At 71.2% G+C, this 15,082-nt stretch carries 11 protein-coding genes; all 11 read right to left on the reverse strand.

The genetic code is table 11. The annotated features are described in order from the left end of the window. Nucleotides 1-72: 72 nt before the first annotated feature. Nucleotides 73-873 (reverse strand): helix-turn-helix domain-containing protein, encoded by an 801-nt coding sequence (locus tag ACIBG6_RS31525; RefSeq protein WP_399226128.1) that lies wholly within the window; start codon nucleotides 871-873, stop codon nucleotides 73-75. Nucleotides 874-1,022: 149 nt separating this feature from the next. Beyond that, nucleotides 1,023-1,874: an alpha/beta fold hydrolase gene (locus tag ACIBG6_RS31530; protein ID WP_383047082.1), complete on the reverse strand. Its 852-nt coding sequence runs from the start codon at nucleotides 1,872-1,874 to the stop codon at nucleotides 1,023-1,025. Nucleotides 1,875-2,012: 138 nt separating this feature from the next. Beyond that, nucleotides 2,013-3,260 carry a PucR family transcriptional regulator gene (locus ACIBG6_RS31535; protein WP_399226130.1) on the reverse strand — a complete coding sequence of 416 codons (1,248 nt, stop codon included), beginning with the start codon at nucleotides 3,258-3,260 and terminating at the stop codon, nucleotides 2,013-2,015. 137 nt (nucleotides 3,261-3,397) lie between these two features. After that, on the reverse strand, nucleotides 3,398-6,262 hold the full coding sequence (locus ACIBG6_RS31540) for an AAA family ATPase (RefSeq protein ID WP_399226131.1): 2,865 nt from the start codon (nucleotides 6,260-6,262) through the stop codon (nucleotides 3,398-3,400). A gap of 60 nt (nucleotides 6,263-6,322) precedes the next feature. Then, nucleotides 6,323-6,937: an FMN reductase gene (locus tag ACIBG6_RS31545; RefSeq protein ID WP_399226132.1), complete on the reverse strand. Its 615-nt coding sequence runs from the start codon at nucleotides 6,935-6,937 to the stop codon at nucleotides 6,323-6,325. Beyond that, nucleotides 6,934-8,019, reverse strand: coding sequence for an LLM class flavin-dependent oxidoreductase (locus tag ACIBG6_RS31550; protein WP_399226133.1), 1,086 nt, complete (start codon nucleotides 8,017-8,019; stop codon nucleotides 6,934-6,936). The genes ACIBG6_RS31545 and ACIBG6_RS31550 overlap by 4 nt, the downstream gene beginning before the upstream one ends. A gap of 103 nt (nucleotides 8,020-8,122) precedes the next feature. Beyond that, the gene (locus tag ACIBG6_RS31555; RefSeq protein ID WP_399226134.1) at nucleotides 8,123-8,959 is read right to left on the reverse strand and encodes an alpha/beta fold hydrolase; all 837 of its coding nucleotides are present in this window, start codon (nucleotides 8,957-8,959) and stop codon (nucleotides 8,123-8,125) included. Between the two features lie 133 nt (nucleotides 8,960-9,092). After that, nucleotides 9,093-11,861 (reverse strand): AAA family ATPase, encoded by a 2,769-nt coding sequence (locus tag ACIBG6_RS31560; protein WP_399226135.1) that lies wholly within the window; start codon nucleotides 11,859-11,861, stop codon nucleotides 9,093-9,095. Next, complete coding sequence (locus ACIBG6_RS31565) at nucleotides 11,858-12,745, reverse strand: carbohydrate ABC transporter permease (protein WP_399226136.1); 888 nt, start codon at nucleotides 12,743-12,745, stop codon at nucleotides 11,858-11,860. The genes ACIBG6_RS31560 and ACIBG6_RS31565 overlap by 4 nt, the downstream gene beginning before the upstream one ends. Then, a complete protein-coding gene (locus tag ACIBG6_RS31570) occupies nucleotides 12,742-13,707 on the reverse strand; it encodes a carbohydrate ABC transporter permease (RefSeq protein ID WP_399226137.1) in 966 nt (321 codons plus the stop codon). Before ACIBG6_RS31570 ends, ACIBG6_RS31565 begins: the two co-directional genes overlap by 4 nt. Further along, nucleotides 13,707-15,038 (reverse strand): extracellular solute-binding protein, encoded by a 1,332-nt coding sequence (locus ACIBG6_RS31575; RefSeq protein WP_328941019.1) that lies wholly within the window; start codon nucleotides 15,036-15,038, stop codon nucleotides 13,707-13,709. The genes ACIBG6_RS31570 and ACIBG6_RS31575 overlap by 1 nt, the downstream gene beginning before the upstream one ends. Nucleotides 15,039-15,082 lie beyond the last annotated feature (44 nt).

Consider the following 15,082-nt stretch of genomic DNA (forward strand, 5'->3'; position numbering starts at 1 on the left):
ACGGTAGGGCCGTGGAAGCGGCGCCTCTGGTCCGTGCGCGCATCTCCGCTGGCACGACGGCGCACACGCGGCTCAGCGCCTTCGCTCGTCCTGGGCGTCGGCAGTCGTCGGCGCGAAGGCCGAGGTCGCCAGCGCCTGCCATTCGCTGGGGCTCATGCCGTAGGCACCGCGGAAGGTGCGACTGAAGTGCGAGGGGCTGCTGAAGCCCCAGCGGTGGGCCACCGCGGCCATGGTGATTCTCCGGTTGGAGCGGCCCAGTTCGAGCCGGCAGAACTCAAGCCTGCGTTCCCGCACCCATTGGCTCACCGTGCTGCCGTCGTTCTGGAAGAGCTTCTGCAGGTACCGGACGGAGATGTGGTGGGCGCGTGCGATCGTCTCCGGTGAGAGGTCCGGGTCCATCAGATGCTCTTCGATGTAGCCGTGGATACGGGACAGCATCTCGTTGACGGCCCCGGACGCGTCGTCGGCCTCGTCCGTCGTATCCGCTTCGAGGAGCTCCATGACCAGGACGGAGAGCAGGTGTACGGCCGTCCGGGCACGCCGGTCCCCGATCGTGGACCGCCGGAACTCCGTCTTGGCGGCGAGCGCGGTCAGGAAGTCGGACGCCAGCGCCCCGATCCCCTCCCCGCCGCGCACGGGTACGCCGAGCACCTGGTTCAGTTCCGACTCCGTGACGCCCAGATAGCACCGGGGCACCCGGAAGAAGATCATCTGGCAGTCCTCGCCAAACCGCAGCAGATGCCGTCGGGCCGGATCGCAGAAGATCAGGTCGTTCGGCTCCAACAGCGTCTTGGCACGCTCGTGGACAACAGTGACGGGCCCACGGACGTGGACGCCGAGGTAGACGTGGGTACGGTCGTTCGTCTCCGGCATCTCGGAAAGCATCTGGACCAGCCACCCCGAGCGGGAGGAGGGCGAGGTCGGACCGGGCGCTTGCCGAGGCACCCGTTCGGGCGCACGGGACATTAGTGTGGGGGTCATGGGGATTCCTAGCCGTAGGTGCGTGCGGGCGGAGGGCGGATTCACGCCCCGTTCGCCGGCTCCTCGGCCAGGAACTTGTCCACCACGGCGTTGAAGGCCGGCGGGTTCTCCAGGAAGGGGAAGTGCGAGCTCGCCACGTCGGAGGCGAAGACGTGCAGGCGCGCGCCGGGAATCCGCTCGGCGACGAAGCGCTGCGAATCGGGGTGCACGTGGCTTCCCTCACAGCCGATCACCAGGGTCGGCACATCGATCCGGGGAAGCACGTCGCGCCAGTCCTGCGCGCAGTGGTCGAACAGCAGCGGTACGCCCGCGTAGGCGGGTGTCGACCGGATCTCCTCGCCGACGAAGGCCAGCACCTCGGGATCGGGCTCGCCGGAGAACATGCCGCGCACGAAGTCGGCGCGGACCGTGTCGCCCTCCGGCCCCGCGAGGGCCGCACCCAGGTACAGCAGCCCCGACACATCGAAGATGGCACCGGAGTCCCGCTGTTCCCGCTCGGTCATCCAGGGCACGGCAGCGACCGCCGCGGGCTGGTCGACGGCGACGAAGCGCCGGATCCGTCCAGTCCCGTACTGGTCGATGAAGCTCCACCACACCGAGACACCCATGGACCAGCCCAGTGCGTCGAAACGGTCGAGACCGAGATGGTCGACGAGTTCGAGCACATCGCGGGAGAGCCGGGCGATGCGGTAGCCGTGACGCGGCTTGCCGGACTTCCCATGGCCGCGGAGGTCGACGGTGACGACGCGACGGCCGGGCGCCAACCCCTCGATCTGGTGGCGGAACATCGCCTGCGTCTGCCCCCAGCCGTGCAGCATCACCAGCGGGACGCCCTCGCCGCCGGTGTCCTGGTACGCGAGCCGTGCGCCGTCCGTCGTGATCAGTTCCTTCATGACCTCTCCCCTGGTCAAAGGCGGTACATCGGTCCCGCCCGTCCCGAACATCATCGAATGAGGCCCTCCGCCCGCACCACCGCGAGCTGTAGGAATCGGGCCGTGGATCCTCCTCGCTTTGTCGAAGCGAGTCCGTGGTCAGACGGCCCCGTCGCCGCCCGGGGCGAGGAGTTCCTCGGTCCTGAGGCCGAGGTGCAGAGTGAGCCGGTGGGCGCCGTCGTCGAGGTCGAGTCCGGTGATCTCCTGAATCTGGCGCAGGCGGTAGTAGAGCGAGGTGCGGTGGATGCCCAGCGTGTCCGCGGTCCGGGGAATCGATCCCGCGTGTTCGAGGAAGCAGCGCAGGGTGTCCCGCAGGCGGTCGCCGCCGTGAGTGTCGCTCAGGGCGCGGAGCGGCTTCGGGACCAACGACGCGTTCAGGGCGTGCTCGGGGAGCTGGAGCAGCACCGCGAGCTCCCCGAGCAGCTCCCAGTCGCCGGCGCTCTTCAGGGTGGGCAGCCGGCGTGCCGCGCGTGCCGCCACGAGCGCCTGCTCGTACGACGTCCGTGCGTGGCCCAGGCCGGGGTGCCGGCCACCGACGCCGATCACGGGGTCCGCCGACGGGCCCAGGAAGGTGTGGAGTTCGTCCAGGATGCGAGCGGACTGTGCGGTGACCTCGTCCTGGCCGGGTGGGCGATCGCGCAGCTGGAGCAGGGTCGCCCGCTCCTTGCCGATCGCGATGAGGCCCTGGGCCGAACGCGTCTGCCGGAACCCCTCCAGCGCCCCCCACAGGGCCGCCTCGGACTGCCGCACGAGCTCGGTCGCGCAGCTCAGCTGGACGACGGTGACCAGCACGTGCTCGGCTGCTCCGAGCAGTCCGAGTTCCCTGCCTCGCCGCCGTGCGGTGGTGTGGGCGGCGACGTCGGCGCCGACGAGTTCGAGGACGAGGTCCCGCTCGTCGGCCTTCCTGGTGTCGGTGGCGATGTGCTCTCCGTGCATCTGGGCGGCCATGGCGTCCGCGGCCCGGGCGATGGCACGTGTCTCGTGCTCCGCGAGGGTCTTCTCGGGCACGACCACCAGGAGCAGTCCGAGGAGATGCCCGCGCACGCGCAGGGGCACGACGTAACGGGGCAGCAGTCCGAGATCGTCACGGCCGTCGATGAATCCGGCTCGGGACCACTGGGTCACGCCCTGGGCGAGGACGTAGCGGATCGTCGCGTTGTCGGCGCGGCCCTGCAACAGGGTGCCGATGCGGACCGGGTCCTCGTCGCCGAAGTGGCGGCTCGTGCAGACCATGCGGACCAGCGGGTCGTCGATGGCGACGGACCGGCCGAGCCGCTCCGCGAGCTCGTCGACAAGCGCCTGGAGCTCGGGGCTGCCGGGGCGGGCTCGCTGGAGCCTTACGGTCATGCGCTGTTCCTCTCTCGACCAATGGTTCCCCGCGGACTTCTCCATTCCGCGGCTCTTGATCATTCTGAGGAAGCGAGGACGTCGGCACATCACACGAATCGTCCATTGCCATGACGCCCACAGGGGATACGAAGCAACTACTCTCCGCTGTCACGATGCTTCACCAGCCGGGTCAGCTTCACGCGTGAGGTGATGTCCAGCTTGGTGAAGGCCCGGCGCAGGTGCGAACTCACCGTGTGCGGCGAGAGGGAGAGGTGCTCGGCCACCTGCTGGTTGGTCAGCCCTTGTGCCACGAGCCGTACCACCCGTATCTCCGCGGCCGTCAGCTCGGGCCATGCCCCGGAGAGTCCGGCCGTCGAGGGCCGGCGGCGGACACCAGCGGCCCGCAGACGCCGGTGGACGCGTGCGACGTCCCTCTCGGCGCCCGCTCGCACATAGAGCGCGAGGGCCGTGTCGAAGTACGGGACCGCTTCCGGCTTGCGGGTGGCCGCCAGCTTGCGTCCGGCGTCCTCCAGCGCCGACGCCCGGGCCAGTACCCGAGGGCAGTCCTCGTACAGCCGGACGGCGCGTACGAGCGGGGCGAGGTCGTTGTCGAGGAGCCCCCGGGCGTGCGCGGCGGTGGCGGCGAGGAACGGGAGGTCGGGATTGAGCACGGCTCGCTTCTCGGCCATGGCGACCGCCTGCACGGCCCGTTCGTGCCTGCCCGCGCGCAGCGCCAGGCGGACGAGCACCGGGGCGTCGGCCGGGTCGATCAGGCCGGCGTAGGCGGGCCGGTCCGCGGCGGGCGACGTCATCACCGCGTCGAGTTCGGCCATGGCGCGGTCGGGCCGGCCTTCGTAGTCGGCCATCAGCGCCAGCATCCAGGTGCCGAAGTGCCGGACGACGGGTGCGTCGTCGCTCCGCATGCGCCTCGCCTGCGCCGCGTACGCCTCCGCGGTCTGCCGGTCGCCGGTGTGGAGGGCGACGCGCAGCATCACGTACCGGAGCGTGACATCGGCGAGGTTGCCCGGGCCGGGTTCGTCGGTCGCCGGGGACGCGGCTTCCGCGTCGGCCCGGGCGTCCGACAGCCGTCCGGTCTCCAGATAGATGCGGGTGCGGGTCATGAGCCACATGCGGGTGGCGGCCGTCCGGCCCTGCTCCCTGGTGATCCGGATGCCCTCCTCCGCGACGGCGAGCGCCTCCGCGGTGCGTCCGGTGGTGTTCGACAGGAGGGCGTGCCACAGGGCCTCCGGCACCCACAGCGAGGTGCTGACGCCCAGGGCGTCGGCCAGCGCGGCGGCCCTCTCGGCCTGCCGGAACGCCTCGGTCAGGTCCATGCGGTGGAAGCTCACGGCCGAGCGGACCGTCGTCAGCGTGGCCTCGGCGGTGCGGTCCCCCGCTGCCGCCGCGGTCTCCCACGCCTGCGCGGCGACCTGCTCGGCCGCCGCGTGTTCGCCCGACATCGACAGGCCGACGGCGAGCATGGCGAGCAGTCGCCCCCTCGCGGTCAGGGAGATCCCGGGCAGCGCCGCCCCGGCTCGGGCCTGCCGGACCGCCTCGGAGAAGTCGAACTGTACGGCGAGGCGTGCCAGGGCCAGGCGTATGAGCGCCTCGTCCTCGGGTCCGAGACCGCCGGCCGCCAGGGCGGTGGCTCCCAGTTCACACGCCTGGGCGGCCCGGCCCGTCTGCCAGAGCAGCGGGATCGTCTCGGCGATGACCCGCGGCCGCTCCGGAGCGTCCGCGGAGGTGAGTTCCAGAGCCATGAGGCTGCGTTCCGCAGCGGGTCCGGGCGCCTTGGCCGCGTACTCCGCCGCGGCGGTGCGCAGCCGGTCGGCCTCCGCCGCGCCTCCCGTCCCGGCCTCCGCCGCATCTGCCGGTGCTCTCCCGGCCGACGGCCCGGGATGCTCGACAGCGGAGGCCGCGCTCCCCGGCGGCAGCTCGGCGGCTTGATCACGCACGGCCAGACGCAGGGGCAGGGGGAGGCCGGCTTCCACCGCCTCGCGGATCAGGTCGTGGCGGAAGGCGAGGCGATCGCCGCTTTCGGTGAGCAGATCGGCGTCGAGGGATTCCCGGACCGCTGTGATGAGCGCCGCCGAGGACCTGCCGAGCAGTTCGGCCAGCACCGCGACGGTGACCGGGCCGTCCACGGCGGCCGCCGTCTGCACCAGCTCCCGTGCCTCGTCGGACAGCTGGTCGAGGCGGCGCGCGACAGAGGGGAGTTCCCGTGGGGCGGGGGGTCCGGCCGACAGCCTGGCCGTACCGTTATGGATCGTCACTGTCTCCCGCAGCGAGCCGAGCAGCTCGACCAGCAGCTGCGGGACTCCTTCGGCGCGGCGGACGACGCGGAGGATGTCCGGGTCGGGAGCGGCGCCGAGGACGTCCTCGGTGATCCGTGTGGTCGCCTGGCCGTCCAGCGCCCCCAGCGCCAGCTCGTGTGCGCCTGCCTGCCGGATCCGGTCCAGGGTCGTGCGCACCCCCGAGGGCACGCTGCCGCCGCGCACGGCGACCAACCACAGGATGGCGTGCGACGAGAGTCCGGCCGCGAGGGTGTTGAAGGTGAGAAGGGTCAGGTCGTCGCACCACTGGAGGTCGTCGAGGACGACGAGCAGGGGGCCGTTCCGAGCCGTCTCCCGCAGGCGGTCCCCCAGTTCCTGGAGCAGCCAGAAGCGCTGGCCGGGCGTCGTGGCGAGGTCCCTGAGACGGACGGCGCCCGCCAGCGGTTCCTCGCCGGAGAGCAGACCGTCGAGGAGCGGGCCGAGCGGCACGAACTGTTCGTCGGGGTCCGCCGCTCCCTCGAACACCTTCGTCCCGCGCCGCCTCGCGGCTGCCGCGGCCTCCGCGAGGATCCTGGACCTGCCGATGCCGACGGGGCCTTCCACGCGGATGATCCCGCCTTCACCCCGGTCGAGCGCGTCGAGCCGCGCCTCGATGACCGCCATTTCGGCGTCCCTGCCGCGGAAGGGCGTCCGTACACCCTCGGGTTCCTCGGGCACGGTCCTTGTCGTCACTCGGTTCACGCTCATACGGCGGAACAGTATGAACCATATGAACCGCCCCGCCGTCGCCCGGCCCAGGGGCCCGTCTCAGTCGAAGCGCAGGTCGGCGAGTTGCCGTTCGAGGACGGTGACGTCGTCCTCGGGCTCTTCACCGACCGGGCGCGCCGCCATGAGAGCGGCGAGCTCGACGCCCGCCCGGCGGACGCGGCCGGGAAGGCCGTCGGTGTACTCGTCTCCCGCCGAGCCCCAGTCCTCGGATGCCGCGAACACGGCGGTGGGGACGACGACGGCGCGGAGATAGGCGAAGAGCGGGCGCACGGCGTGCTCGAGGACCAGGGAGTGGCGGGCGGTACCGCCCGTCGCCGCGGCCAGGACCGGCTTCCCGGAAAGGGCGTCCGGATCGATCACGTCGAAGAAGGACTTGAAGAGACCGCTGTAGGAAGCCGCGAACACGGGAGTCACCACGATCAGGCCGTCGGCCGCCGTCACCGCGTCGATCGCGGCGCTCAGTCGCGGCGGCGGAAAGCCGGTCACGAGGTGGTTGGCGATGTCGCCGGCCAGCTCCCGCAGCTCCACGACCTCGGTCGACGGCGCCTGCCCCCTGGCGGCGAGTTCGTCGCGGGCCGCCTCGGCCAGCCGGTCCGCGAGCAGGCGGGTGGAGGAGGGGGTGCTCAGCCCCGCGGAGACGACGATCAGCTTCACGCGGCGGACACCTCCCGGACGGCTCGAAGGGAAGCGTGCGTGGGGGCCTCCGGTACGTCGGCCGGACGCCCCTTGGCGAATTCCCTCCGCAGCACGGGCACGACCTCTTCGCCGAGGATGTCCAGCTGTTCAAGGACGGTCTTCAGAGGCAGGCCCGCGTGGTCCATCAGGAACAGCTGGCGCTGGTAGTCGCCGACGCTCTCCCGGAACGACAGGGTCCGCTCGATGACCTGCTGGGGAGAGCCCACCGTCAGCGGGGTCTGCTCGGTGAAGTCCTCCAGCGACGGGCCGTGGCCGTACACGGGAGCGTTGTCGAAGTAGGGGCGGAACTCCCGTACGGCGTCCTGGGAGTTCTTGCGCATGAAGACCTGTCCTCCCAGGCCGACGATGGCGTCCTCCGGCCGGCCGTGGCCGTGGTGCGCGAACCGGCGCCGGTAGAGCTGCACCATGCGCCGGGTGTGGTCGGCCGGCCAGAAGATGTTGTTGTGGAAGAAGCCGTCGCCGTAGAAGGCGGCCTGCTCCGCGATCTCCGGAGACCTGATGGATCCGTGCCAGACGAACGGCGGGACGCCGTCCAGCGGCCGGGGTGTCGAGGTGAAGGCCTGGAGCGGCGTACGGAACGTGCCCTCCCAGTCCACGACGTCCTCGCGCCACAGCCTGCGCAGCAGCGCGTAGTTCTCCTTGGCGAGGTTGATGCCCTGCCGGATGTCCTGGCCGAACCACGGGTAGACCGGACCGGTGTTGCCGCGCCCCAGCATGAGGTCGACCCGGCCGTCGGCCAGGTGCTGGAGCATCGCGTAGTCCTCGGCGATCTTCACCGGGTCGTTGGTGGTGATCAGCGTCGTGGACGTGGACAGGATCAGCTTCTCGGTGCGGGCGGCGATGTAGCCGAGCATGGTCGTCGGCGACGACGGGACGAACGGCGGGTTGTGGTGCTCGCCTGTCGCGAAGACGTCCAGGCCGACTTCCTCGGCCTTGAGGGCGATGGCGACCATCGCCTTGATGCGCTCGTGTTCCGAGGGAGTACGGCCGTCGGTGGGGTCGGGGGTCACGTCCCCGACGGTGAATATGCCGAACTGCATGGGGTGTCTGCTCTCCTGAGCTCGGCCGGTTCCCGCGCCGGGAACCGGGGGCCGGGGTGACGCCGGGGGCTCCGGCGTCACCCGGCGGGGCGGCGGTGCGGCGTCACTTCGCCAGGAAGGCGAGGAGGGCGGTGTTGACCTCCTCGGCGTGGGTCCACAGCAGACCGTGCGGGGCGCCCTCGATCTCGACGTAGTCGGCCGACGGGAGCGCCTTGTGGAACGGGCGCGCCGTGCCTTCGGCCGGCAGGATGCGGTCGGCGGTGCCGTGCAGGATCAGGGCGGGCACGTCGACGGCGGGGATGTCGGCGCGGAAGTCGGTGTACCAGGTCGCCGGCGCGGCGGACGCGGCGAAGGAGCCGCCGCGGGCCGCGGTGTCCCAGCTGTTGCGGACGGCCTCCTCGCTGATGCGGGTGCCCAGGTTCTCGTCGAGGTTGTAGAAGTCGTTGAAGAAGGCCGTGTAGTAGGCGTAGCGGTCGGCCTTGACGGCGGCGACGACACCGTCGAAGAACTCCTTCGGGGCGACGCCGTCCGGATTGTCGTCGCTCTTGAGCAGGCAGGGCTCGAGCGAGGCCAGGAAGGCGACCTTGGCGACGCGGCCGGAGCCGTACGTGGACACGTAGCGGGCGACCTCGCCGGTGCCCATGGAGAAGCCGACGAGGACGGCGTCCTTCAGGTCGAGGGTTTCCATCACGGTGTTCAGGTCGGCCGCGAAGGTGTCGTAGTCGTAGCCGGTGGTCGGCTGCGAGGACTGCCCGAATCCGCGCCGGTCGTACGTGATCACGCGGTAGCCGGCGTCGAGCAGGGCGGCGCTCTGGCGCTCCCAGGAGTGACCGTCGAGCGGGAAGCCGTGGATGAGGACGACGGGCTGCCCGGCACCCTGGTCCTCGAAGTACAGCTCGACGGGGTTGGTGTTCTCCTGGCCCACGGTGATGTACGGCATGGGGATGCTTCCTCGATTCGGGTCGGCTGGTCCGCGCGTCAAAGCGGCGCGGTATGCCCGTCACGTTAGGACCGGTCCCGCGCCTCCTGTTGACGCGCCGCGCACCACACCTTGCACGCGGGCGCAGAGTCACTCAGCTGCCGGTGACCGTATCGGCGTCGCCCTCCGCGAGCACGATCCGGGCCAGGTGGACCCTTGAGCGCACCGAGAGCTTGCGGAAGATCGACGCCAGATGGGTGTTGACCGTGTGCGGGGAGACGACGAGGGCCTCCGCGGCCGACCGGTTGGTGTGGCCCACGGCGATCAGCCGGGCCACCTTGCGTTCGGAGGCCGTGAGCGCGTCCCAGCCCTGGCCGGGGCGCGGCCGGAGGCTTCCGGTGCGCCGGCCGGAGCGACTGGTGGCCCGTTCCAGGTCGGCCCGGACCCGGTCGGCCTCGGCATCGGCCCCCGCCTGGGCGTAGATGTCGTGGGCCCTGGTCAGAGCAGGTGTCGCGGCGGGGTCGCCTGCTGTGAGGAGCGCGCGCCCGAGGTCGGCGGATGCGGCGGCGAGGGGCAGCGGCCGGGGGCCGGTGAGGAGGATGCGGACCGACCGCTCCAGGAGTCCGTGGTCGGCGTTCGCCAAGGCGGATGCGTGGGCGGCCGCCCCCTGGGCGGTCGGCACGCCGGGGTTGCGGGTGGCGTGTTCGACAGCCTGGGCCGCGAGGTCCTCGGCCAGGTTCCGGTCCCCGCCGCGCAGGGCGATCCGCACGGCCTGGACGACATGGGGGCGCAGCAGCCGCCACCGGAGGAAGGGATGGTCCCGCTGCACGGATCGGACCAGTTCGGCCGCTGCCGCGTGGTCGCCGTCGGCATCGGCGACGACGGCCTCGACGTACTGGTGCGTGGCGTGGTTGCCCGTGTTCGGCCGCTCGTCCACGGACGCCCGCACGACGTCCAGGTGTTCCCGCGCGGCTTCGCGGTCGCCGCGCAGCATCGCGAGGAGGGCGCGGTTGACGCGGATGTTGACCAGGTTGCCGGGCACGTGAAGGTCCGCTTCGAGCCGCTCGGCGGTGACGAGGTCGGCGTCCGCGTCGTCGAGCCGGCCGAGCCCCATGTTCAGGGTTCCCTGTGCCCAGCTCAGCATGGCGGGGCGCAGGGGAGCGTCGCCCGCCGTCCGGAGCAGTCGCCGTACGGTGTCGAAGTCGTCCATGTGGATCCGGGCGACGGCCTCCTCGGGCAGGAAGGCCGTGTCGAACACGCCCAGCGCCGTGTGGTGTTCGACGGCAGCGGCGCAGTCGCCCGCGTTGAGGGCGATCTCGCCGAGGCCCCACAGCGCGAGGACACGGGCCTCCCGGTCACCGGACCGCTCCGCCTCGGCGAGCGCCCGTTCGCCGGTCTCGCGAGCGGCCCCGAGATCGCGCCCGCGGGACCGGGCGAGGGCCTGCCGGGCGGTGAGCCGGGCGCGGATCGTCGGGTCGGTGACGGCTGCCAGTGCTGCCGTCGAGCGGCGGGTCAGCTCGTGGACGTCGTCGAGGTGCCACAGCGTGTCGCCGAGTACGGACTGCAGACGGGCGAAGACGTCCAGGGGCGGCTGCCGGGCGAGCAGCGTGTCGCCGGTGTCCCGTGCCTGGGTGTACCGGCCCGCGCGGGTCAGCGCGACGATGGCCCGTTCTCCCACGTCGAACACCATGGGCGCATGGGGCGGTACGAGTTCCAGGGCGCGTACGGCCAGGTCGGCGGCGAGGTCGGGCATCACGGCGATCACGTCCGTGGCGGCCGTGCCGAGCAGCCCGATCGCCTCCTGGTCGCCGGGGTCGGCGCTCTTCAACAGATGCGGGACCGCGTCGGTGGAGCTCCGGCCCGCCGCCACGAGCCGACTCGCGGCCTCACGGTGGAGCGCCCGGCGTACGGAGGGGGAGAGATCGGCGTACACCGCCTGGCGGAGCAGGTCGTGGCGGAACAGGAGTCGTTCGCCGTCGTCGTGGAGGAGGGCGGCCGCGATCGCCTCGTCCACTTCGGCGCTGAGTCCGGAGGCGGGCCGGCCGCACAGGGCGGCGGCGTCCGCGAGCGAGAACGCGCGGCCGAGGACCGAGCCGATCCGCAGGAAGTGGAGGGTGTCCGGCCGTAGGTCGGCGAGCCGGTCGCGTACACCGAGAACCAGCCGCTCCGGCGGCTCCGGCGCGTCCGCGCCCGACGCCGCGATGCCCGCGAGCATCTCGGCCGCGAGGAAGGGGTTGCCTCCCGCCCCGTCGAGAAGTTCCGCGACCTGCGTCGGCACGTCCCCGCCGAGGACGTCCCGTGCCAGCTCGGCCAGGGCCGTGCCGGACAGCGGCCGGAGGGGGAGGGTCGTCGTCCGCGGCCCCTGCCCGTACAACTCCGGGTCGTTCCTGCCCGTGAGCAGCCAGAGGACCGGGGAGCTGAGCAGCCGTGCCGGCATGACACTCAGGGCGAACCGGCTCAGCGGGTCGGCCCATTGGACGTCGTCGACCGCGATCAGTACGGGCGTGCCCGCCGAGCGTTCCTCGATCAGCTGGGCCAGTCGTTCGACGAGCCAGATGCGCTGGCCGTGATGGCCCGCGAGGTCTGCGAAGTCCGTGCTGGACAGCAGCGGCGGGTCACCGTGCAGGAGGCCGGAGGCCAGTGAGGCGAGTGGTGCCAGCTCGTGCAGTTCCTCGGCGCGTCCATGGCTGACGACGAACCCGTGAGCCCGCGCGATCGAGACGGTCTCCTGCAGCAGTACGGTCTTCCCGATCCCGGGCTCGCCCAGGAGCAGCGCGATCGCTCCTCCCTCGCCGTCGCGCACCGCCTCGATCAGGGCCCGCAGCCGCTCCAGCTCGGCTTCACGGCCCCGCAGCCCGGGCCGGCTCAGCGCCGCGCTCCCGGGCACCGCCATGCCTTCTCCCTCGGGCCGGTCGGGGCTCATCCCTTGACCGATCCGGCGAGCAGTCCCCGTGCGAAGTGCCGCCGGAGGCAGATGAAGACGAGCAGCGGGACGAACGCCGTCACGAAGGCTCCTGCGGTGAGCCGCTGCCACTCGTTGCCGTACGTCCCGGCCAGGCTCGCCAGTCTGACCGTCATCGGCGCGGTCTCGGCCGTTCCGCCCGACAGCGTCAGTGCCACGAGGAGGTCGTTCCACACCCAGATGAACTGGATGATGGCGAAGGAGACCAGGGCCGGGCGGGCCAGGGGCAGCACGATCCGGAGCAGCAGCGCCCCGTGCGAGGCGCCGTCGACGCGGGCGGCCTCGATCAGGTCCCGGGGCAGCCCTGCCAGGAAGTTGTGCAAGAGGAACACCGCGAACGGCAGCGCGAAGACCGTGTGGGCGAACCAGACCTGGCCGAAACGCGCGGGACCGGTGAGGTTCCACGCGGGCAGGAACAGCCAGCCCTGGGAGAACAGTTTCAGGAGGGGGACGAGCGCCATCTGGAGCGGCACGACCTGGAGCGCGAAGATGCCGACGACGAGCGCGTCCCGCCCTCTGAAGTCGATCCACGCCAGGGCGTACGCCGCGAAGAACGCCAGCACGAGCGGGAAAAGCACCGAGGGAAGCGTGATGACGACGGAGTTGACGAAGTATCCCGCGAGCCGCCCCGACCCGTTCCCGCCGCCGGACAGCACCTCGCCGTAGTTGTCGAGCGTGAGGTGCGGCGTGCCGAACACGGTCCACCAGCCTGTCGTCTTGATCTCCTCCTCGGGGCGGAACGAGGAGAGCAGCAGGCCGAGGGTCGGTGTCGTCCAGAGGACCGCGATCACCACGGCGATCGACGTGAAGGCGCGGGAGGCCAGACGCTCCCGGACGCCGTTCACGCTGCCCTCCGCTGTGCCCGGACCTGGTGGGCGACGAAGGGGGTGACGAGGACGAAGAGGAGCACGGCGAGTGCCGCACCGCGGCCCGTCTCGCCGTAGCGGAAGGCCTGGTCGTACATCTCGTGGGCGATGACGCCCGTGCCGAACTGTCCGCCGGTCATGGTCTTGACGATGTCGAAGGCCTTGAAGGTGCCGATCGCCTGTGCGAGGACCACGACGAGCAGAGTGGGCCTGATCGACGGCATGGTGATCCGCCAGAAGATCTGCCGGGGGGACGCGCCGTCGAGTCGGGCCGCCTCGGTCAGCTCTCGGGGAACGGCCGTGATCGCGCCGGCCAGCAGGACGGCCGCGAAGCCCGCCTGTGTCCACACCATCACCACGATGAGGAACAGGACGTTCCAGGGAGAGTCCACGAGCCATTGCCTCGGTTCGCCGCCGAACGCGACGACGAGCTGGTTCAGCAGCCCGATCTGCCCGGCCTCCGCGGGACGGTAGGCGTAGACGAACTTCCAGACGACACCCGCGCCGACGAAGGAGATCGCCATCGGCATCAGGACGAGGGACAGCGCGAACGCTCTGAACCTCGACCGTACGACGGCCGCCGCGTAGAGCAGACCGACCGAGGTCGCCAGCAACGGCACGAGCACCACCCACGCCAGGGTGTTGCGAAGCACCACCAGCGCCCGGGGGTCGGTGATCATCCACACGTAGTTGTCGAAGCCGGCCCACGCGTCTCCCCCGCTGTCGGTGAACGACAGCACCAGGGTGCGCAGACCGGGCAGGAGGAGACCCACCGTGAGCAGCAGCAGCGCGGGGGCGAGCAGGAGAAGGGCCGCGGCCCTTCTCCGAACCGGACCCCGGTGCAGTGCAAGCAGGATCAGGGAGACCACCGCCGCGAAGGCGGCGACGCCCTGGAGCAGGTACAGCAGCTTGGGCTGCTGGGCGACGGCGTCGAACGACATCAGTGGCTCGGCCAGGACCGTTCGATGGAGTCGGCGACCTGCCGGGTGTTCGCGCCGCCGATCCAGTCGACGGCTCCCTTCCAGAACGTCCCGGCGCCGACCGACGCGGGCATCAGGTCCGAACCGTCGAACCTGAACTGTGTCCCGGGGTCCTGGAGCAACTGGATCGAGAGTCTGTCGACCGAGGTCGCGGCGTTCGCCGGATCCACTCCCCTGTTCGCCGAGACGAACGGGCCCTTCTTCATACGCGCGTTCGCGAAGTCCGCGGAGGCCAGATACTCCTGGAACGCCCGCACCTCGGGACGGTCGGCGAACATCGCGGTGAACACCCCACCGCCCAGTACAGGGCGGCCGGCCTGGTCGGCCCCCGGCAGGAGGAAGGCGTAGACGTCCTTGTCCGGTCCGATTTCGGTGCCTTTCGGCCACATGTCGGCATAGAACGAGGCCTGGCGGTGCATCGCACAGTCGCCGGAGAGAATTGGTGTGCCGGCCTCCTGAAAGGAGATCGACGCCATCGAACGGGCCGGACCGAAACCGCCGTTGGCGTACCGGTCGTTCTTGAGGACGGACCCCACGGTGTCCATGGCCTTGATCACCCGCGGGTCGTTGAACGGGATCTTGTGGGCGACCCACTGGTCGTAGACGTCCGTGCCCTGCTGACGCAGCAGAACGTCCTCGATCCAGTCCGTCACGGGCCAGCCGGTCGCCTCGGCGGACTCGATGCCCGCGCACCACGGCTTGACACCCGACGCCGCGACCTTCTCCGTCACGGCCATCAGCTCGGACCAGGTGCGAGGAACGCTCAGTCCCCTGTCGCGGAAGAACTTCGGCGAGTACCAGACGAACGACTTCACGTTCGCGACAAGCGGTGTGCCGTAGAGGGTGCCGTCCACTGTCGCGTAGCTGTTCCAGTCAGCCGACCAGCCCTCCTTCGCGAGGGCCACGACCCCGGCGCTCGCGGGCTTGAGCTTCCCCGCCCGCGCGAAGCGTTCCAGGAGCCCGGGCTGAGGGAAGAACGCCACATCCGGCGCACTCCCGCCGTCGACCCGGAGCTGGATCTGAGCCTCGAACTCGCCGTCCCCCTCGTACTGGACGTCGATTCCCGTGCAGTCCACGAAGTCCGCCCAGGTCTCTTCGAACAGGTCGGCCTCCCGGTCCCGGTTCTCCGCGTAGACGGTGACCTTGGCGCCGGGGTGCTCGCCGTACCTGGCGTACGGCCCGCAGTCCACGGCGGTGTGCGACTGCGTGCCGGTGTCCTGCGGGACACCGCAGGCGGTGACAAGGGCGGCGAGGGCGATGACGGCGAGCGCGAGCCTCGCGCCGAACCTCATGGGTGTAGCTCCTCCGATCGCCCGCCGAAGGGTCCTCAGGGGCG

Source organism: Streptomyces sp. NPDC050842 (genome assembly GCF_044456565.1).
Classification (GTDB): domain Bacteria; phylum Actinomycetota; class Actinomycetes; order Streptomycetales; family Streptomycetaceae; genus Streptomyces.